20 protein-coding genes are annotated in these 18,309 nt (G+C 64.9%); 6 read left to right on the top strand and 14 right to left on the bottom strand.

The genetic code is table 11. The features are described 5' to 3' along the window. Nucleotides 1-11: 11 nt before the first annotated feature. Genes HNE05_RS19970 through HNE05_RS19980 form a run of 3 tightly spaced genes read right to left on the bottom strand, consistent with a single transcriptional unit; the run spans nucleotide 12 to nucleotide 2,452 of the window. Nucleotides 12-1,109, bottom strand: coding sequence for a COX15/CtaA family protein (locus HNE05_RS19970; RefSeq protein ID WP_173210658.1), 1,098 nt, complete (start codon nucleotides 1,107-1,109; stop codon nucleotides 12-14). Nucleotides 1,110-1,152: 43 nt separating this feature from the next. Next, nucleotides 1,153-1,746, bottom strand: a complete 594-nt coding sequence (locus HNE05_RS19975; protein WP_173210660.1) for a hypothetical protein — start codon at nucleotides 1,744-1,746, stop codon at nucleotides 1,153-1,155. Continuing rightward, nucleotides 1,709-2,452, bottom strand: a complete 744-nt coding sequence (locus HNE05_RS19980) for an SURF1 family protein (protein WP_173210662.1) — start codon at nucleotides 2,450-2,452, stop codon at nucleotides 1,709-1,711. Before HNE05_RS19980 ends, HNE05_RS19975 begins: the two co-directional genes overlap by 38 nt. Before the next feature lie 72 nt (nucleotides 2,453-2,524). Between HNE05_RS19980 and HNE05_RS19985 the strand changes: the two genes are divergently transcribed. Continuing rightward, on the top strand, nucleotides 2,525-2,728 hold the full coding sequence (locus HNE05_RS19985; RefSeq protein ID WP_173210664.1) for a twin transmembrane helix small protein: 204 nt from the start codon (nucleotides 2,525-2,527) through the stop codon (nucleotides 2,726-2,728). A gap of 35 nt (nucleotides 2,729-2,763) precedes the next feature. On the opposite strand, the gene HNE05_RS19990 is transcribed toward HNE05_RS19985, so the two are convergent. Genes HNE05_RS19990 through coxB form a run of 4 tightly spaced genes read right to left on the bottom strand, consistent with a single transcriptional unit; the run spans nucleotide 2,764 to nucleotide 6,958 of the window. Beyond that, a complete protein-coding gene (locus tag HNE05_RS19990) occupies nucleotides 2,764-3,651 on the bottom strand; it encodes a cytochrome c oxidase subunit 3 (RefSeq protein ID WP_173210666.1) in 888 nt (295 codons plus the stop codon). 11 nt (nucleotides 3,652-3,662) lie between these two features. Next, nucleotides 3,663-4,229, bottom strand: a complete 567-nt coding sequence (locus HNE05_RS19995) for a cytochrome c oxidase assembly protein (protein ID WP_173210668.1) — start codon at nucleotides 4,227-4,229, stop codon at nucleotides 3,663-3,665. Between the two features lie 10 nt (nucleotides 4,230-4,239). Beyond that, nucleotides 4,240-5,829, bottom strand: a complete 1,590-nt coding sequence (gene ctaD, locus HNE05_RS20000; protein ID WP_173210670.1) for a cytochrome c oxidase subunit I — start codon at nucleotides 5,827-5,829, stop codon at nucleotides 4,240-4,242. 4 nt (nucleotides 5,830-5,833) lie between these two features. After that, nucleotides 5,834-6,958 carry a cytochrome c oxidase subunit II gene (coxB, locus tag HNE05_RS20005; protein ID WP_173210672.1) on the bottom strand — a complete coding sequence of 375 codons (1,125 nt, stop codon included), beginning with the start codon at nucleotides 6,956-6,958 and terminating at the stop codon, nucleotides 5,834-5,836. Between the two features lie 372 nt (nucleotides 6,959-7,330). On the opposite strand from coxB, the gene HNE05_RS20010 reads away from it, so the two are divergent. Further along, nucleotides 7,331-7,972 (top strand): hypothetical protein, encoded by a 642-nt coding sequence (locus HNE05_RS20010; protein ID WP_173210674.1) that lies wholly within the window; start codon nucleotides 7,331-7,333, stop codon nucleotides 7,970-7,972. 66 nt (nucleotides 7,973-8,038) lie between these two features. On the opposite strand, the gene HNE05_RS20015 is transcribed toward HNE05_RS20010, so the two are convergent. The 4 genes from HNE05_RS20015 to prlC all read right to left on the bottom strand — a co-directional run bounded on the left by HNE05_RS20015 (nucleotide 8,039) and on the right by prlC (nucleotide 12,385). Beyond that, entirely contained in the window at nucleotides 8,039-8,764 is a 726-nt protein-coding gene (locus HNE05_RS20015; RefSeq protein ID WP_173210676.1) for a carbonic anhydrase, read from the bottom strand. Between the two features lie 84 nt (nucleotides 8,765-8,848). After that, complete coding sequence (locus HNE05_RS20020; RefSeq protein ID WP_173210678.1) at nucleotides 8,849-9,907, bottom strand: PA0069 family radical SAM protein; 1,059 nt, start codon at nucleotides 9,905-9,907, stop codon at nucleotides 8,849-8,851. 163 nt (nucleotides 9,908-10,070) lie between these two features. Further along, complete coding sequence (locus tag HNE05_RS20025) at nucleotides 10,071-10,340, bottom strand: YheV family putative zinc ribbon protein (RefSeq protein ID WP_173210680.1); 270 nt, start codon at nucleotides 10,338-10,340, stop codon at nucleotides 10,071-10,073. After that, nucleotides 10,337-12,385: an oligopeptidase A gene (gene prlC, locus HNE05_RS20030; protein WP_173210682.1), complete on the bottom strand. Its 2,049-nt coding sequence runs from the start codon at nucleotides 12,383-12,385 to the stop codon at nucleotides 10,337-10,339. Before prlC ends, HNE05_RS20025 begins: the two co-directional genes overlap by 4 nt. Nucleotides 12,386-12,509: 124 nt before the next feature. On the opposite strand from prlC, the gene HNE05_RS20035 reads away from it, so the two are divergent. Next, the gene (locus HNE05_RS20035; protein WP_173210684.1) at nucleotides 12,510-13,052 is read left to right on the top strand and encodes a gamma carbonic anhydrase family protein; all 543 of its coding nucleotides are present in this window, start codon (nucleotides 12,510-12,512) and stop codon (nucleotides 13,050-13,052) included. 162 nt (nucleotides 13,053-13,214) lie between these two features. Beyond that, a complete protein-coding gene (locus tag HNE05_RS20040; protein ID WP_173210686.1) occupies nucleotides 13,215-14,150 on the top strand; it encodes a hypothetical protein in 936 nt (311 codons plus the stop codon). On the opposite strand, the gene HNE05_RS20045 is transcribed toward HNE05_RS20040, so the two are convergent. Beyond that, nucleotides 14,129-15,235, bottom strand: coding sequence for an aminopeptidase (locus HNE05_RS20045; protein ID WP_173210688.1), 1,107 nt, complete (start codon nucleotides 15,233-15,235; stop codon nucleotides 14,129-14,131). The two genes, HNE05_RS20040 and HNE05_RS20045, sit on opposite strands and share 22 nt — an antisense overlap. 54 nt (nucleotides 15,236-15,289) lie before the next feature. Between HNE05_RS20045 and HNE05_RS20050 the strand changes: the two genes are divergently transcribed. Both HNE05_RS20050 and HNE05_RS20055 read left to right on the top strand, forming a co-directional pair. Further along, the gene (locus HNE05_RS20050; RefSeq protein WP_173210690.1) at nucleotides 15,290-15,706 is read left to right on the top strand and encodes a PA0061/PA0062 family lipoprotein; all 417 of its coding nucleotides are present in this window, start codon (nucleotides 15,290-15,292) and stop codon (nucleotides 15,704-15,706) included. A gap of 41 nt (nucleotides 15,707-15,747) precedes the next feature. Then, nucleotides 15,748-16,170, top strand: a complete 423-nt coding sequence (locus HNE05_RS20055) for a PA0061/PA0062 family lipoprotein (RefSeq protein ID WP_173210692.1) — start codon at nucleotides 15,748-15,750, stop codon at nucleotides 16,168-16,170. 107 nt (nucleotides 16,171-16,277) lie between these two features. Here HNE05_RS20055 and HNE05_RS20060 read toward each other — a convergent pair whose 3' ends face one another. After that, entirely contained in the window at nucleotides 16,278-17,276 is a 999-nt protein-coding gene (locus tag HNE05_RS20060) for an LLM class flavin-dependent oxidoreductase (protein WP_173210694.1), read from the bottom strand. Between the two features lie 154 nt (nucleotides 17,277-17,430). Next, nucleotides 17,431-18,306 carry an MBL fold metallo-hydrolase gene (locus tag HNE05_RS20065; protein ID WP_173211742.1) on the bottom strand — a complete coding sequence of 292 codons (876 nt, stop codon included), beginning with the start codon at nucleotides 18,304-18,306 and terminating at the stop codon, nucleotides 17,431-17,433. Nucleotides 18,307-18,309: the final 3 nt, after the last annotated feature.

Consider the following 18,309-nt stretch of genomic DNA (forward strand, 5'->3'; position numbering starts at 1 on the left):
TCTCCTTGTGATTATTTGCCGACCTGGGCCAGACCTGTAGGAGCGAGCTCTGCTCGCGAACCATCGGCGGCGCAGGATTCGCGAGCAGAGGACTGGGCCGCCCGCCTCGCTCCTACAGAAACTGTGCGCAAGCGGTAGTTGATCAGCACCAACACCAGCAGCAGGGCTGCGCCGCCGCCGTTGTGCGCGACCGCGACAGCCAGCGGCAGATGCAGCAGCACATTGCTGATACCCAGGCTGACTTGTGCGGCCAGGGCCAGCAGCAGCAAGGCAGCCGGCCGGCCCTGGCCGGCAGCCCGTAGGCGCCAGGCCAGAACCAGCAGCACCAGCGTTACCAGCAGGGCGCCGATACGGTGGCTCATGTGGATGGCGGTGCGCGCATCGCTGTCGAGCTGGCCCCCGAGGTAGTTGGGGCCGATGTGCTGGGTCAGGTGGAAGCCGTTGGCGAAGTCCATCGCCGGCAGCCATTCGCCATGGCAGGTGGGCAGGTCGACACAGGCCACTGCCGCGTAGTTGGAGCTGACCCAGCCACCGAGGGCGATCTGCCCGATGACCAGGAGCAGCGCCCCGCCCGCCAGCAAACGCAGGCGCCGGGAAATGCTCGGCAGGGCCGGCAGCGCGGCGGACAGGCGCAGGGTCAAAAGGAACAGCAGGGCCAGGGTGGTGAAGCCGCCCAGCAGATGCGCGGTGACCACCTGCGGCCACAGCTTGAGGGTCACGGTCCACATGCCGAAGGCCGCCTGGGCAATCACCACGCCGAGCAGCAACAGCGGCAATTTGAGCGGTTGGCCCGGCTCGTCGCGCCGGCGCAGGGCCTGCACTGCCAGGCCGAAAATCACCAAGCCAAGCGCGCCGGCAAAATAGCGATGGACCATCTCGTTCCAGCCTTTCTGCGCTTCCACCGGCGCCTCGGGGAAGCGCGCCTCGGCATGGGCCAGCTGCGCCTCGCTTTGCGGCACGCCGATAAAGCCGTAGCAGCCCGGCCAGTCCGGGCAGCCGAGGCCGGCGTGGGTCAGCCGGGTGTAGGCGCCGAGCAGGATCACCACCACCGCCAACAGGGTGGCGAACAGGGCCAGGCGGTAGCCGGGGCGGGTTGTGCGTTCAGTCATCCAGGGGCCTCGTTCTTGTTGTTATGCGGGCATGGCGTGGGCGTCAGCCTATTTGCGACAGCTTAAGGAGCAATCGCAGGTCATTGAGGATGGCCTTGCCCTTGGCCGTGGCGTCGTAGCGCAGCACCAGGTTGCCGTGCGGATCGACCAGCCACAGCTGCGCCCCGCTGGCACCTTTGGCCGCTTTCTCATAGGCCGGCAACGCCAGGCCATAGCGACCCAGCTGCGGGTATTCGCGCTGCAGCTGGGCCTCGTAATCGGCCGGCAACGGGCTGCTGACGGCCAGGCCATGACTGGCACGGGCGGCCTCGCGATTGAGACCGATCTGGATCTGCCGGGCGGTGTAGACCAGCTGACGGCAATCCTCGGCGCACGCCTGCGGCGCGGTGACCAGGATCTGCCAGCGGGCCTGGGTGGCACCGCTAACCCCAAGATCAGCCAGGCTCTGGCCGTTGCCGATCAGTTCGCCGTGGTAGTTGCGGGCATCCGGCACCCAGAAGCGCCACTGGTACATAGCGGTGGCGAGGACCATCGGGCCGATCGCCACCAGCAGCAGCAGGATCAGCTGCAGGCGCCCACGCAGGCGCGGCACGGCAACCTCAGGAATGCTGTTGGGGGGATTCATGGTTGTGCTCATCGTGCTGCTCCCGCGCATTGCGCCATCCGAAATAGAGGTAAAGGCCACACAGGGCCGCCGCCAGGGCGAACCACTGCACGGCGTAGCCGGTGTGCTTGTCCGGGCTCATGGCCACCACCGGCCACTCGGCCAGGTAGCTGGCCGAGCTCGGTTCGAGTCGCACTTCATAGGCCAGACCGCCGCGACCGAGCTGCTGCCACAGGCGCTGCGGCTCGACCAGGGTGATCAGCCGGGGCCAGCTCTTGTCTGGCACATCGCCCTGCAACTGGAAGCTGGCGCCCGGCGGCACATAGACCTGCGCCACCAGCTCCAGCGGTTGTTGCGGCGTGGTGAATTGCGGCGGGGTACGCCGATCCGGCCAGGGCAGCCAGCCGCGGTTGACCAGCAGCCACAGGCCGCTGGGTTGGTCATAGAAGGGTTGCAGCAACTCGACGCCGACCTGGCCGTTGCGCTGACGGTTGTCGAGCAGCAGGCTGTGGCGCTCGTCGAACTGCCCTTGCAGGCGGATGCGGGTGTGCGCCGGATCGCGCTGTTGCTCAAGTTCGGTGAGGCTGACCGGCGCCGCGTTCTGGCGGGTTTCGTGACTGGCGAGCAGGGCACGCTTCTCCTCGGCGCGGGCCAGCTGCCAGAAGCCCAGCGTTACCAGCAGCGGCAGCAACAGGGCCACCACCACGCTCGGCAGAATGCCGGGGCGAAAGGCGCTCACCGGCGACTCCCGAAACCCGCTGCGCGTCTGGCTATACTGCAACTGCACATTCCCCATCCCCCGGAGTCACGCATGCTCAAGGCCGCGATCATCCTCTTGCTGCTGGCCACCCTGGTCAGCCTGTTCAGCGGCCTGTTCTTCCTGGTCAAGGACGAGGGCCACGGCTCGCGAGTGGTCAATTCGCTGAGCCTGCGGGTGATTCTCACGGCACTGACCGTGGCGCTGATCGCCTGGGGTTTCTACAGCGGCCAACTGGTCAGTCATGTCACCTGGTAGCGACAGGTTGCAACTCCTGCCGCCAGCCAGGTCGATCAAAGCACGTAGACGAAGATAAACAGCCCCAGCCAAACCACGTCGACGAAGTGCCAGTACCAGCTGGCCGCCTCGAAACCGAAATGCTTGTCGCCGTCGAAATGGCCCTTGAGTACCCGCACCAGCATTACCGTGAGGATGATCGCCCCCAGGGTCACGTGGGCACCGTGGAAACCGGTGAGCATGAAGAAGGTCGCGCCGTAGATGCCCGAGCCGAGGGTCAGGCCCAACTCGGTATAGGCCTCGATGTACTCCTCGATCTGGAAGCCCAAGAAGGTCACACCCAGCAGGATGGTCAACGCCAGCCAGGCCTTGAGCGGGCCACGCTTGTTCTTCTTCAGCGCATGGTGGGCAAAGGTCACGGTGAAACTGGAGGTCACCAGCAGGATGGTGTTGATCAACGGTAGGTGCCAGGGATCGATCACCGCACTCGGCGGCGGGAACAGCTTGGGATCCGGGTTGCTCAGCGCCGGCCAGCTGTACTGGAAGCCTTCCCAGAGCATGTTGCTGACGCCCTTGTCACCCTCGCCACCGAGCCAGGGCCCGGCCCAGGTGCGGATGTAGAACAGCGCACCGAAGAAGGCAGCGAAGAACATCACCTCGGAGAAGATGAACCAGCTCATGCCCCAGCGGAACGAGCGATCCATCTGCGGGCTGTACAGGCCGTCTCGGCTTTCCTTGATCACCGCGCCGAACCAGCCGAACAGCATGTAGGCGAGGAACAGGCCGCCGACGAAGAAGATCAGCGGGCCATTGGACTCGGCACGCTCGGCCTTGAGGTCGTTGAACCAGGTGCCGAGACCGTAGACGGTCAACAGCATGCCGAGGGTGGCGATGATCGGCCACTTGCTCTGGGCGGGAACGTAGTACTGCTCGTGACTCGACATTGTTGTTCTCCTTATGGAGCCGACTGGGTAAGGGTCGCCTGGGCGACAGGCGGTTTACGCGCAGTGATATCGAACAGGGTGTAGGCCAGGGTCAGGTGTTTCACATCGGCGGGCAGATCGCGGTCGACGATAAAACGCACCGGCATCTCGATGCGCTCGCCCGGCTGCAGCACCTGCTGGGTGAAACAAAAGCACTCGGTCTTGTGGAAGTACGCCGCCGCCTTGGACGGCGACACGCTGGGTATGGCCTGGGCGGTCATCGGCTTGTCGCTGGGGTTGTAGGCGACGAACAGCATCTGGTTGCTGGAGCCCGGATGCACTTCCAGCTCGTCGTTCTGCGCCTTGAACTCCCAGACCATGCCGGCGGCATTGGTGGCGAGGAACTGCACGCGCACCTGGCGCGCCTCGTCCACCGTCTGCGCGCCGTCATAGGCCCCGGCAGTCTTGCCATTGATGCCAAAGGCCTGGCACATCGCGTCGTACAGCGGCGGCAGGACGAAGACGCCGAAGCAGAACATCGCCACCACCACCAGCAGCAGCTGCACGACCAGACGACGGGTGCCGATGACCTCGCTCACGATGCCGCTCCTACTTCACTTCCGGCGGGGTGCTGAAGGTGTGGTAGGGCGCCGGTGACGGCACCGTCCACTCCAGCCCTTCGGCGCCATCCCAGGGCTTGGCCGGGGCGGGCTTGCCGCCACGGATGCACTTGATGACGATGAACAGGAAGAGGAACTGCGTGGCACCGAAGGTGAAGGCGCCTACCGACGAGAGCATGTTGAAGTCGGCGAACTGCAGGTTGTAGTCGGGGATGCGCCGCGGCATGCCGGCCAGGCCGACGAAGTGCATCGGGAAGAACGCCAGGTTCATGCCGATGAAGCTCATCCAGAAATGCAGCTTGCCGAGGGTCTCGTCGTACATGTGCCCGGTCCACTTGGGCAGCCAGTAGTAGGCCGAGGCGAAGATGCCGAAGATCGCGCCGGGCACCAGTACATAGTGGAAGTGCGCCACCACGAAGTAGGTGTCGTGGTACTGGAAGTCCGCCGGGGCGATGGCCAACATCAGCCCGGAGAAGCCGCCGATGGTGAACAGGATGACGAAGGCCACGGAGAACAGCATCGGCGTCTCGAAGGTCATCGAGCCCTGCCACATGGTGCTGGCCCAGTTGAACACCTTCACCCCGGTCGGTACGGCGATCAGCATGGTGGCGTACATGAAGAACAGTTCGCCGGTGAGCGGGATGCCCACGGTGAACATGTGGTGCGCCCAGACGATGAACGACAGAAAGGCGATCGAGGCGGTCGCGTAGACCATCGAGGTGTAGCCGAACAGCGGCTTGCGCGCGAAGGCCGGAATGATTGCACTGACCGCGCCGAAGGCGGGCAGGATCATGATGTACACCTCGGGGTGACCGAAGAACCAGAACACGTGCTGGAACAGCACCGGGTCGCCGCCGCCGGCCGCGCTGAAGAAGCTGGTGCCGAAGTGGATGTCCATCAGCATCATGGTCACCACACCGGCCAGCACCGGCATCACCGCGATCAGCAGGAAGGCAGTGATCAGCCAGGTCCAGACGAACAGCGGCATCTTCATCAGAGTCATGCCAGGGGCACGCAGGTTGAGGATGGTGGCGATCACGTTGATCGCGCCCATGATCGAACTGATGCCCATCAGGTGCACGGCGAAGATGAAGAAGGTCACCGACTCCGGCGCGTAGGTGGTCGACAGCGGCGCGTAGAAGGTCCAGCCGAAGTTGGGCCCGCCGCCTTCGCTGAACAGGGTGCTGACCAGCATGCCGAAGGCCGCCGGCAGCAGCCAGAAGCTAAAGTTGTTCATCCGCGGCAGGGCCATGTCCGGCGCGCCGACCATCAGCGGGATCATCCAGTTGGCCAGGCCGACGAACGCCGGCATCACCGCGCCGAAGACCATGATCAGGCCGTGCATGGTGGTCATCTGGTTGAAGAACTCCGGCTGCACGATCTGCAGGCCCGGCTGGAACAGCTCGGCGCGGATCACCATGGCCATGCTGCCACCCAGCAGGAACATGGCGAAGCTGAACCACAGGTACATGGTGCCGATGTCTTTGTGGTTGGTGGTCAGCACCCAGCGCATCAGGCCCTTGGCCGGGCCGTGGTGATGGTCATGTCCGGCATGACCGTGGTCGATCACTGCACTCATGTCCTTACTCCTGAGCCTGTTTGAACGCGAGGACGTCTTTCGGCGTGACCATGTCGCCTACCGCGTTGCCCCAGGCATTGCGTTCGTAGGTGATGATCGCGGCGATATCGACTTCCGAGAGTTGCTTGCCGAAGGCGGCCATGGAGGTGCCGGGCTTGCCGTTGACCACGATGCCGAGATGGCCGGCAACCGGACCTGTAGCGATCTTCGAGCCCTTGAGGGCCGGGAACATCGGCGGCAGGCCTTCGCCACTGGCCTGGTGACAGGCGGCGCAGGAGGTGTTGTAGGCCTTTTCGCCACGCGCCATCAGCTCGTCGCGGGTCCACTCCTTGCTGGTCAGCTCCTTGAGCTTGGCAGCCTGCTCCTTGCGCTCGGCCAGCCAGATGGCGAAGTCCTCCTTGGACTTGGCCTCGACCACCACCGGCATGAAGCCATGGTCCTTGCCGCACAGCTCGGTGCACTGGCCGCGGAAGATGCCGGGCTCCTCGATGCGGGTCCAGGACTCGTTGATGAAGCCGGGGATGGCGTCCTTCTTCACCGCCAGTGCCGGCACCCACCAGGAGTGGATTACATCGGCGGCGGTGATCAGGAAGCGCACCTTGGTACCGACCGGCACCACCAGCGGCTCATCGACTTCGAGCAGATAATGCTCACCCTTCTCCGCCTGGTTGTTGATCTGCGCGGCGGGCGTGGCCAGGTTGCTGAAGAACTCGACGTCCTGGCCCAGGTACTTGTAGTGCCACTTCCACTGGTAGCCGGTGATCTGGATATCCAGCTCCGACTCGGAAGTGTCGTAGATCTCGATCAGCGTCTTGGTCGCCGGTACCGCCATCACCACCAGAATGACGAAGGGCACGACGGTCCAGAGGATCTCCACCGTGGTGCTTTCGTGAAAGTGAGCGGCGACCTGGCCGGTAGAGCGACGGTGAATGATCATCGACCAAAACATGGCGCCGAAGACCACCACGCCGATCACGACGCAGATCCAGAAAATGATCATGTGTAGGTCGAAGACTGAACGACTGACCTCGGTGGCACCCGGCAGCATATTCACTGCCCACTCGGCCTGCGCCGAGCCAAATGCCAACCACAGCAGGAGGCCCATCCAGACTCGTGGATGTCGCATCATTGCGGGTTCCCCTTAATTTTTCTTGTTATCCCGCCGGCAAAGCCCGCGGCAAAGGGATCGACTGCCGATACAGCTGGCAAAAACTGTCGAAACCTCTCCGTGCCGAAGCCCGTCCGGTTCCATCAGGTAACGCCTTGCGATTTCGAGTATAGCCAGCCACCGCGACATAACAACGCCGCCGGAAAAATGCCTGCTCGATTCTGCCCCTTGGCTGGAGGACTAGAATGACGAGGGCTGCAGCGCAGAGCGGGGCGCGCTATATAGCAAGTAAGAATAAATATTTAATAATTATGACAATCCGATCTTAGCGAGCAGGCTTTGCGGGCTAAGGTGAATTCTCGTTTGTCTCATGTCCTCACTTCAGGAGCCGTCATGAATACCGTCGCACTGCGCGCACAGATCCAACAGGCACTGGCCCATGAAGCCGAAAGCGGTGCATTGGCCAACCAGTTGCAGGCCCAACTGAGCAAGCTGCACCCGACCATCCAACTCCCCACCAGCGACGCCCGCGGCGTACTCGAGCGCTTTGTCGCCGCCTATATCGAACAGGTGCCGGATGTGCTCGACGCCGCCAACAGCGTGGCCCGCGAAGCCGGCATCGAGGCGCAGATCAAGCCGGTGCTGCAGCTCGCCGAGCAGTTCTTCCTCAGCCCGCCGAGCGTGATGGAAGGCCACCAGGGCCTCGACGCCCTGCTCGACGAGGCCTACCTGGCCCATCGCCTGGTCGAGGAGGTCAACGACCGCTACATCACCCACCTCGGCCAACCTCTGATCCCGCTGGATACCACGGTGGCCAACCTGATCGCCCACCAGCTGATCGGCGAGCCCTTCGCCAACCAGCTGGACGAAGCGGTGCATCACGCCATGCAAGGACTGCTGGATGACCGCGTGTTCCATCAGAGTTCGGTACAGGACTACCGGGCCCGCCTGAGCAGCCCGCAGACCCTGGCGGCCTGGCAGAACTGGCCGTGCCTGTCGCGTCAGCTGGGCGTGGAGCTGGGCCTGCCGGCGTAGCAACAGCTCCCAGCGCCCGACCACACGCCAGATGCAACAAGGCCCGCATGCGCGGGCCTTGTCGTTTCACTGCGCCGGGTAGCGCGCCCGGGGCGTGGCCATCGGCACCACCTCGCCGTCCAGCGGCAGGAAGCCCCCGCTCTTGGCGTCGTAGGCACGGATCGCGCTGCTCTCGATGTCGTACACCCAGCCGTGGATGAACAGCTGCCCGCTGGCCAGCCGGGCCGCCACCGAGGGGTGGGTGCACAGGTGGTTGAGCTGGGCGATCACGTTCTCCTCAGTGAGGATGCTCAGGGTGTCGTGGCCGCTGCAGCCGCAGTTTTCCTCGACCACCTTGAGCGCCACTTCGCTGTGACGCAGCCAGGCCTTGACCGTGGGCATGTTCTCCAGGGTCTCGGGAGCCAGCACCGCCTTCATCGCACCACAGTCGGAATGGCCGCAGACGATGATGTGCTGCACGCCCAGGGCCAGCACCGCGTACTCGATGGCCGTGGACACGCCGCCCATCATCTGCCCGTAGGACGGCACCACGTTGCCGACGTTACGGGTGACGAACAGGTCGCCCGGCGCGCTCTGGGTGATCAGCTCGGGAACGATGCGCGAGTCGGCGCAGGTGATGAACATGGCGCGCGGGTTCTGCGCGCTGGCCAGGGCCTTGAACAGCTCTTCCTGTTGCGGGAAGACCTCTGTGCGGAAGCGCTTGAAGCCTCCGACTATGGCACTCAGCGCCTCGTCGGCGCTTTCCGGCGCGGTGCGCGCCTGCAGGGGAATGGCGTTGTGCTTGTAGGGCATTGCGTCTACCTCATGCTGAACCGTTGCGCTGGACGAATTATCGACCTGGCATGCGGACAGCCGCCAGCAGTGAATAGTCACAAATTACAGCAGAGACAGCTGCCCGCCAGGCGGGGCGAACTGGCTGCAGTCGAGACCGAAACCTTCGCGCCGACTCAGCCCCAGGCGCTTGAGCGCCAGCTGGAAGCGCTGAGCCAGCAGCTCGGCGAACACCCCCTGGCCGCGAAAGCGCTGGCCGAAGCGGCTGTCGTACAGCTCGCCGCCGCGGTTCTGCCGAATCAGGCTCAGCACATGCTCGGCACGCTGCGGGTGGTGCGCCTGCAACCACTCCTCGAACAGCGGCGCCACCTCGCGCGGCAGACGCAGCAGCATGTAGTTGGCGCTCTGCGCGCCGGCCTGTTTGGCCGCTTCCAGCAGGCTCTCCAGCTCCATGTCGTTGATCATCGGGATCATCGGCGAGCACAGCACGCCCACCGGGATGCGGTTCTCGCGCAGCACGCGGATCGTCCGCAAACGCGCTGAAGGTGCAGCGGCGCGCGGTTCGAGGATGCGTTTGAGCTCGTCATCCAGGGTGGTCAGGCTGATATACACCGAGACCAGACGACGCTCGGCCAGTTGAGTCAGCAAGTCGAGATCGCGCAGGATCAGCGCACCCTTGGTAACGATGGTCAGTGGGTGGCCATAGCGCAGCAACACCTCCAGGCAACGACGGGTCAGCTGGTGTTCACGCTCGATCGGTTGATAGGGGTCGGTGTTGCTGCCCAAGGCAATCGGTGCACAGACATAGCCTGGTTTGCTCAGCTGCTGTTCGAGCAGGGCCGGCGCGTTGCGCTTGGCGATCAGTTTGGTCTCGAAGTCGATGCCCGGCGAGAGATCCCAGTAGGCATGGCTGGGCCGCGCATAGCAGTAGATGCAGCCGTGTTCGCAACCACGATAGGGATTGAGCGAACGGTCGAACGGCAGGTCCGGTGACTGGTTACGGCTGATGATGCTCTTGGCCATTTCCACCCGCACCTCGGTGGCACGACTGGGCGGCACCTCCTGGAACCAGCCGTCGTCACTGGCGATGATGCGCTGCGGCGCGAAACGGTTGTGCGGATTGCTGGCGGTACCGCGACCGCGCGGCGGCAAGGAAACGGACATACGGGACGCTCACGAATACTGTATATAAAAACAGTATTCGTTTTGCGCCCGTTTGACCAGAGCGACGGCGACGGCTGGTCGCCTACTCCGGCTTTTTATGGCCTGCCATCCTTGGCAGCCACCCTCCGGGTCGTCGCTGTGCGACGTTAAAAATAGCTCCCTGCTATTTTTTCAGCTTTGGATTGGGGAAGAACTGCACGCCCTGCACCTTGGGATCGGCCGGCTTCGGCGGCGCCAGGCTGACCCGCGTGCCGAGCTCCTTCGGCACCGAGTGGCCCTGGGCGTTGAGGGTGTCGGCGTAGCCGCAGGTTACACACTCGCGATGCGGCACGCCGTCGACGTTCCACATCTTGATGGTGTCCTGGCCGCTGCAGGCCGGGCACACGGCGCCGGCGATAAAGCGTTTGGGGGTGACTTCGGGTTGCTCGCTCATGCCGCCTCCCCGCTCAGGCCAGAGTGGCGCAGCAGGGCGTCGATGCTCGGCTCGCGGCCACGGAAGTCGACGAACAGCAGCATCGGCGCCTGGGAGCCGCCACGGGCGAGGATCGCCTCGCGGAAGGCGCGGCCGGTCGCCGGGTTGAGCACGCCCTCTTCCTCGAACCGGGAGAAGGCATCGGCACTCAGCACCTCGGCCCACTTGTAGCTGTAGTAACCGGCCGCGTAACCGCCGGCGAAGATGTGCGCGAAGCTGTTGGCGAAGCGGTTGTAGGCCGGCGGGCGCAGCACCGAGACCTCGGCGCGGATGCCTTCGAGCACGTCCAGCACGCTGCGGCCGTCGCCATGGCTGGCGTGCAGTTCGAAGTCAAACAGGCTGAACTCCAGCTGACGCACCATCATCAGCCCGGACTGGAAGTTCTTCGCCGCCAGCATCTTGTCCAGCAGGTCCTGGGGCAGGGGCGCACCCGTCTCGTAGTGGCCGGAGATCAGTGCCAGGCCCTCGGGCTCCCAGCACCAGTTCTCCATGAACTGGCTCGGCAGCTCGACTGCATCCCAGGCCACGCCGTTGATCCCGGACGCGCCGGCATGCTCGACGCGGGTCAGCAGGTGGTGCAGGCCGTGGCCGAATTCGTGGAACAGGGTGGTGACTTCGTCGTGGGTCAGCAGCGCCGGCTTGCCGAGGGAGGCTGGAGTGAAGTTGCACACCAGGTTGGCCACCGGGCTGACCAGCTTGCCATCGGCGGCACGGCGCTTGTCGCGAGCGCCATCCATCCAGGCGCCACCACGCTTGTTGGCGCGGGCGTAGAGGTCGAAGAAGAAGCGCCCGACGTGCTGGCCGTTCTCCTCAATCTCGAACAGGCGCACGTCCGGGTGCCAGCTATCAAAATCACTAAGCTCCTTGATCTGGATGCCGTAGAGCTTCTCGACGATGGCGAACAGGCCGCTGAGCACCTTGTCGATGGGGAACCAGGCGCGCACCTGCTCCTGGGAAATGCTGTAGCGCTGCTCGCGCAGCTTCTCGCTGTAGTAGCCGACGTCCCAGCTTTGCAGATCGGCGCAGCCCTGATCAAAGGCGAAGGCTTGCAGTTCCTCCAGGTCCTGGGCGGCGAAGGACTTGCTGCGCACGGCCAGGTCGCGAAGGAAATGCAGCACCTGGTCGGTATTTTCGGCCATCTTGCTGGCCAGCGACAGTTCGCTGTAATTGCCGAAACCGAGCAGGCGGGCCAGTTCCTGGCGCAGGTCGAGGATCTCGGCCATCAGCGGGCCGTTGTCGAACTGGCCGGCATTCGGCCCCTGGTCGGAGGCGCGGGTGCAGTAGGCGGCATACAGCTCTTCGCGCAGGGCGCGGTCGTCGGCGTAGGTCATCACCGCGAAGTAGCTGGGGAATTCCAGGCTGATCAGCCAGCCGTCCAGGCCCTTGGCCTCGGCGGCCTGGGCCATCTGCGCCTTGGCCGAGTCGGTCAGGCCGGCCAGAGCGGCTTCCTCGGTGACGTGCTTGGTCCAGGCCTGGGTGGCGTCGAGCAGCTGGTTGGAGAATTTGCTGGTCAGCTCGGACAGCTTCATCTGGATCTCGCCGTAGCGCTTCTGCTCGGCGGCCGGCAGGTCGATGCCGGACAGGCGGAAGTCGCGCAGGGTGTGCTCGAGGATGGTCTGTTGCGCCACGTCGAAACCGCCAGCGGCCGGACTGCCGGCCAGCGCTTCATAAGCCTCGAACAGCGGCTTGTTCTGGCCCATCTCGGTCCAGTACTCGGACAGTTTGGGCAGGCAGGCCTCGTAGGCTGCGCGCAACTCGGCACTGTTGCACACCGCATTGAGGTGGCTGACCGGGCTCCAGGCGCGACCCAGGCGTGCGCCTAGTTCGTCGAGGGCCAGCACCAGGCCGTCCCAGCTCGGCGCGGCGCGCTGGCTTGCGAGGATGGACACCAGCGCCGCGCGGCTGTCGGCGAGGATGCTGTCGATGGCCGGCTCGACATGCTCGGGCTTGATTGCGGAGTAGGGCGGCAGGTCGAAATCCTGGAGAAGCGGGTTGCTGGCAGACACGGCAAGGCACCTTTGATGCACGAATTCATGAACAGGTTATGGGGCCGCAGGCGGCAATTCACAACCGGAATGCCGCGCATGTTAATTACAATCGGGGTAAACCGCAGCTTGGGAGCTTTCTATCGTGGCGATTCGTAAATATCAGGGGATCAGCCCGCGGCTCGCTGAACAGGTATTTGTCGACCGCTCGGCGGTGGTCATCGGCGATGTCGAACTGGGCGAAGACAGCTCGGTGTGGCCCTTCGCTCTGATCCGCGGCGATATGCACCGCATCCGCATCGGCGCGCGCACCAGCGTGCAGGATGGCAGCGTGCTGCACATCACCCATGCCGGGCCGTTCAACCCGGACGGCTACCCACTGATCATCGGCGACGAGGTGACCATCGGCCACAAGGTCACCCTGCACGGCTGCACCCTGGGCAACCGCATCCTGGTCGGCATGGGCAGCATTGTCATGGACGGCGCCGTGGTAGAGGACGAGGTGGTGATCGGCGCGGGTTCGCTGGTGCCGCCGGGCAAGCTGCTGCACAGTGGTTTTCTCTATGTCGGCAGCCCGGTGAAGCAGGCGCGAGCGCTGACCGACAAGGAACGCGCCTTCTTCAGCTACAGCGCGGCCAACTACGTGAAGCTCAAGGATTTGCACCTGGCCGAGGGGTACGACCAGTGAGCTCCTGACCCTGTTCACCGGTAAGTGTTGCTCGTTTGAGCACCACCACAACCTGCTTGGTGAGGGCGAGCACTGCCACCGGGAATGAACGACCTCACAACGCCGCACCTCATCGGAGGTTAAGCTCGTACCCCATCAGGACTGTCGAAAAAGGAACTTTCCGTGCACGCCAACCCCTTTGCATCCACCACAATGAACATGCCGGACCGACAATTGCCGGTAGCCTCTAATCAGCCGTTGGCCTTTGCTCTAACCTGCGCGGCGGTAGCTGCACTGAGTACCCTGTTTAGTATTTTGCTTAGTTGGCTTCAGGATCCGAACTATCCCACCTACATGCTGCATAACTTGCCGGCATGGATAGCGAGTTCGACCGCCGCCATCCTTCTCAGCATTGTGGTTGCTGCCCTGTTCGTGCGCAGCTACCTGGAGCGCCATCGCATCACTTTTGTACAGCCCAAACGCCTGCTCCTCGGCATCGGGCTGGCAATGCTCGTCGCCAAACTGCTGTTTGGCCTCCTTTTAAGATGGCTATTCGAGATTTTCTACCCCTGGCTAGATGGGCTGCCGTTTGACATGGAATGGGTGTACGGAGGACTGCAAATCATTTCCTTCAGCCTGACCTTTCTGTTGCCGCTGTGGCTGGGCCTGCGCCTAGGGACGAAGGCACCCGCCGCGCCGGGAACTGTGGCAGGCGATGAAGCAGCGTTGCTACTGGGGCTGAGCATTATCTTCATGGGCTTGCAACTCCTGCTGTCGTTCTCCTACGAGCTGCGGCAGCTGCATGACTGGTCATACCTGATGTACGCCGGCCCGTTACTTCACGGCACACTCGTCTTCGCCTGCGCCAGACACATGCTGCCGCCCAGGCTCGCCCGGTTTAAACCGGGGAGACTGGCGCTTACCGGCGTGCTGATTTTCGTGGCCTGGCTGCTCGCCCAGCTATTACTCGCCGGCCTGCTGGTATTCGCGGCGCTGACCAGTTACGACGCGCTCCTGGAGTCGCTACCACTGACTCTCGCCGGAATCGCTGCGCTCGCCTTGCTCTGGCCACTGACCCTGTTCGGCCTGCGCTGGATCTATCGCGCCGAAGCCGCGTAACTGCTTACTCGAGACGAATCCATGAGCGCCGCCAGAGCGCGTTTGCGCTCGTCCGCCGCCAGCTCGCCAAGGGCCGAAGAGCGGCGGTAGAACTCAGCCCAGTCGCTTCCGGCCTGGGCGAACAGGGCAGCGAAAGCCGGTACCCAGCGGTCGTAGAGGCCGAAGGGCAGCAGCTTGGCATTGTTCAACGGAGCGTTGATCCAGGCATCGAAACGCCGGTCGCCGCGCCACTGTCTATCGCGCAGCTGGCGGTATTCGCTGCGCAGGCGAGCGAACTCGGCGGCCTTGCCCTGGCGTTTTGCCGCGTCGCTGCGCGGGCTGGCGTACAGCTGTTCGAGACGCGCGCGGCTGGCCAGGATCAGCGCGATGAACTGCTGTTTCTGCCGCTCGCCGGCGTCGTCCTGCGCCGGCAGGCCACGACGGGCGCGCCACTGGCGCAGGCCCTCCTGCTCGACGAAGCTGGCGAAGGACTCGTTGAACGCGGTGTCGTCCTGCACATACAGCTGCTGATGGGCCAGCTCATGGAAGATCACCGCGGCCAGGCGCTCGTCGTCCCAGCGCAGCATGCTGTTGAGGATCGGGTCATCGAACCAGCCGAGGGTGGAGTAGGCCTCGATCCCGGCGACATAGGTATCCAGGCCCTCCTGGCGCAGCAGGGCGGCGGCGCCACGGGCGCGACCCTGCTGGTAGAAACCGCGGTAGGCCACGCAACCGGCGATGGGGAAGCAGTGGGTCAGCGGCGCCAGCGATAGCTCGGCGGTGGCGAACACATTCCACACCACATAGGGCCGCTGCAGGTCGGCATACAGGCGGTAGCTGCGGTTGTCCGGCAGGCCCAGCTGGGCGCTGGCGAAACTGCGCGCCTGCTGGGCCAGGGCCAGGCGCCGCTGCAACTGCGGGTCGCGCGCCGGGTCGGCGATGATCGCGCCGACCGGCTCGCGCGCCTGCAGCAATTGCCACTGGCCGCCAGCCAGTTGGGCGTAATAGTCCAGGCTGCTGCAACCGCTCAGCAGCAAGCCGAGCAGCAGGGGAACCCCGCAGCGGCGGGCGCGGTCGAGTATGACGAGCGATAGGGTCGGGAGCATGCCGCCGAGCCTATTGCATTGTCCCTGCCGGACGCCAGCCACGAGGAATGTCACATGTATCGCCTGATGCTCTGCAGCCTGCCCTTGCTTCTCGCCGGTTGCGCCCTGTGGCTGCCGCGTCACGATCCCGGCCAGGCCTGGATCGAGCTGCACGCGGGCGAAGAGCAGCAGTTGCAAGCGCTGCAGGTGGACGACAAGGCCCAGGAGGATGTGCGCTATTTCCAGGTCAGTCCGGGGCGCCATGAGCTGCAGGTGCGCCTGCAGTTCCAGGTCGCGCCGGGCAATATCGGCCCGACCAGCCAGGCTCATCCGCGCACCTGCCTGCTCAGCCTGGACTACGGCGAATTCGCCGCCGGCCAGCGCTACAGCCTGAAGGCTGGCAGCCACGGCTTCCGCCCCTGGGCCAGGCTCTACGATGCACACGGCAAACCACTGGCACGCGCCCGCGAAGGCCGCTGCGGCGAGGTTTGATCGGCGCTATGCTGCACATCTGCCGCCCGGAGTAACCCACCATGCGCCCACTCTTCTTCCTCATCCTGCTCACCCTTGGCGCCTGCGCCAGCCCGCTGCCAAAGCCCGACCCGCAACAAGCCTGGGTCGAGCTGTATGCCAGCGCCGGTCACACCCTGATGGCGCACAAGCTGGACGATAAACAGACCCGCGACGGCCGCTACTTTCAGGTCAGCCCCGGCGCCCATGCGCTGGATGTGCGCTTCCAGTTCGAAGTGGCGGGTGGCGGCGGTGGTGGCGACTTCAGCAGTGAGCCGCTGCAGATGACCTGCCACCTGCGCCTGCAGTACGACGGCTTCGCCGCCGGCCAGCAGTACCGCATCGAGGCCCGCCCCCTGCAGTACAAGGCCCAGGCCTGGCTCTATGACAGCCAGCGTCAGGTGCTGGCGCGGGCCAAGGTGCTGCGCTGCAACACTTTTGGTTGATCGCCTGCGGCCTACCTTTTGTAGCCCGGATGCAATCCGGGATCGGAGCCGCCTGCTTCCCGGATTGCATCCGGGCTACGCGATCCGGTGACGCGTGAACGCCGGGCTCAGCGCAACCCGGCAACAATCTCGAAGCTGCGCAGGCGATGCTCGTGCTGGTACAGGTCGCCGGTGAAGATCAGCTCATCGGCGCCGGTCTGTTCCAGCAGGATCTCCAGGCGCGCACGCACCTTGTCCGGCCCGCCGATCACCGCCAGGCCGAGGAAATCGCCCACCGCCTGCTGCTCGTGCGGCTGCCAGCGCCCGGCCATGCTCTCCACGGGCGGACGTAGCACCAGGCTCTGCCCGCGCATCAGCGCCAGCACGCGCTGGAAGGCGGTAGTGGCGAGGAACTCGGCCTCTTCGTCACTGGGCGCGGCGATCAGCGGTACGCCAACCATCGCATAGGGTTTGTCGAGCACGGCCGAAGGCTGAAAGTTGTCGCGGTAGATGCGCAGCGCCTGGTGCAGGTAGCGCGGCGCGAAGTGCGCGGCGAAGGCATAGGGCAGGCCTTTCTGCGCCGCCAGCTGGGCGCTGAACAGACTGGAACCGAGCAGCCAGAGCGGCACGTTGCTGTCCATGCCGGGCATGGCGATCACCTGCTGCCCCGGCTGACGCGGGCCGAGCAGGGCCTGCAGTTCCTCGACATCCTGGGGGAAGTCGTCGGCGCTGCCCAGGCGGTCGCGGCGCAGGGCGCGGGCGGTCTGCTGGTCGGCCCCCGGCGCGCGGCCGAGGCCCAGTTCGATGCGCCCCGGATACAGCGCGGCGAGGGTGCCGAACTGCTCGGCCACCACCAGCGGCGCATGGTTGGGCAGCATGATGCCGCCGGAGCCCAGGCGCAGGGTCGTGGTGCCGGCCGCCAGGTAGCCGAGCAGCACTGCGGTGGCCGAGCTGGCAATGCCCTCCATGTTGTGGTGCTCGGCCACCCAGTAGCGCGAGAAGCCCACGCGCTCGGCATGCTGGGCCAGGGCCAGGGAACGTTGCAGGGCCGGCGCCGGGCCGCTCTCGTCGTCGCGCATGGGCGCCAGGTCGAGGATGGAAATCGGGGTGGTGGACAGCCTGCTCATACAGCCTCCTGAGGTCATACAAGCTTTATGGGGCCATCTGCGACAAAGGCAACCCTGATCTCAGCAACGAGCCGCTGGTGCCGGAGCACAGCATTGCGCCTCGGCGGCTGCGGGGCGGCGCCTTAGCACCTGCCGCACAGGGGATACAGGAGGCTCATGGCCACTGCATTTCGCCCTTGAGCACCTTGGCACTCAGCTCCAGGCTGGACTCGCCCGGCAGGCCGGGGTAGTGGCGCTGCATGGCGGCGATCAGCGCGGCGGCGTCCTTGCTCTTGGCCAGCTCGGTTTCCAGGGTGGTCAGGTAATCACGGGTGAACTGCAGGGCGGCCAGGGTGTGCGGCACGTCACCCAGATAATGGCCGGGCACCAGTACTTCGGGCTGCAGCGCTTCGATGCGCGCCAGCATGGCCAGCCAGTCCTGGCGCGATTGCGCGGTCTGGGTATCGGCCGTCCACACATGCTCGCCGGCATCCACCAGCACACCGCCGACCACCGCCTTGAGCGAGGGAATCCACAGCGTGGTGCGCTCGGGGTCGAGGCCGATTACCTGCAGCTCCTGGCCCTCCAGGGTCAGGCGCTCACCTGGCAACGGCTCGGGGATGATCACCGCGCTGGGCGCGCCATCCTTGAGGATCGGCCCCCAGTAGGCCAGCTTGCCGGCCTGGGTGGCGCGGATATGTTCGATGGTGGCGGCCGTGGCGACCACACGGGCCTGGGGGAAGGCCTGCTTGAGGGTTTGCAGGCCGAAGTAGAAATCCGGGTCGCCGTGGCTGATGTAAATGCTGGTGAGGCGCTTGCCACTGGCCTGGATCAGTTTGACCAGCTCGGCGGCCTGTTGGCTGGAGAACTGCGCATCGACCAGCACGGCATCGCGCTGGCCGCTGATCAGGGTAGAGCTGACCGGGAACACCGCAGCCTCGCCGGGGTTATACACCTGCAGCTCCAAGGCAGGTTGGGCGGCCAGAGCCAGGCCGGTGACGGCAAACAGGCCGGCGGCGAACAGAGCGCGCAAACGAAGGAAACTGGACATGCT

It is taken from the genome of Pseudomonas campi, assembly GCF_013200955.2.
GTDB classification, from domain to species: Bacteria; Pseudomonadota; Gammaproteobacteria; order Pseudomonadales; family Pseudomonadaceae; genus Aquipseudomonas; species Aquipseudomonas campi.

Coding starts and splice junctions, on each gene's coding strand:
- HNE05_RS19970 (WP_173210658.1), bottom strand. CDS start 1,109: ATGACTGAACGCACAACCCGCCCCGGCTACCGCCTGGCCCTGTTCGCC.
- HNE05_RS19975 (WP_173210660.1), bottom strand. CDS start 1,746: ATGAGCACAACCATGAATCCCCCCAACAGCATTCCTGAGGTTGCCGTG.
- HNE05_RS19985 (WP_173210664.1), top strand. CDS start 2,525: ATGCTCAAGGCCGCGATCATCCTCTTGCTGCTGGCCACCCTGGTCAGC.
- HNE05_RS19990 (WP_173210666.1), bottom strand. CDS start 3,651: ATGTCGAGTCACGAGCAGTACTACGTTCCCGCCCAGAGCAAGTGGCCG.
- ctaD (WP_173210670.1), bottom strand. CDS start 5,829: ATGAGTGCAGTGATCGACCACGGTCATGCCGGACATGACCATCACCAC.
- coxB (WP_173210672.1), bottom strand. CDS start 6,958: ATGATGCGACATCCACGAGTCTGGATGGGCCTCCTGCTGTGGTTGGCA.
- HNE05_RS20010 (WP_173210674.1), top strand. CDS start 7,331: ATGAATACCGTCGCACTGCGCGCACAGATCCAACAGGCACTGGCCCAT.
- HNE05_RS20015 (WP_173210676.1), bottom strand. CDS start 8,764: ATGCCCTACAAGCACAACGCCATTCCCCTGCAGGCGCGCACCGCGCCG.
- HNE05_RS20020 (WP_173210678.1), bottom strand. CDS start 9,907: ATGTCCGTTTCCTTGCCGCCGCGCGGTCGCGGTACCGCCAGCAATCCG.
- HNE05_RS20025 (WP_173210680.1), bottom strand. CDS start 10,340: ATGAGCGAGCAACCCGAAGTCACCCCCAAACGCTTTATCGCCGGCGCC.
- HNE05_RS20045 (WP_173210688.1), bottom strand. CDS start 15,235: ATGCTCCCGACCCTATCGCTCGTCATACTCGACCGCGCCCGCCGCTGC.
- HNE05_RS20050 (WP_173210690.1), top strand. CDS start 15,290: ATGTATCGCCTGATGCTCTGCAGCCTGCCCTTGCTTCTCGCCGGTTGC.
- HNE05_RS20055 (WP_173210692.1), top strand. CDS start 15,748: ATGCGCCCACTCTTCTTCCTCATCCTGCTCACCCTTGGCGCCTGCGCC.
- HNE05_RS20060 (WP_173210694.1), bottom strand. CDS start 17,276: ATGAGCAGGCTGTCCACCACCCCGATTTCCATCCTCGACCTGGCGCCC.
- HNE05_RS20065 (WP_173211742.1), bottom strand. CDS start 18,306: ATGTCCAGTTTCCTTCGTTTGCGCGCTCTGTTCGCCGCCGGCCTGTTT.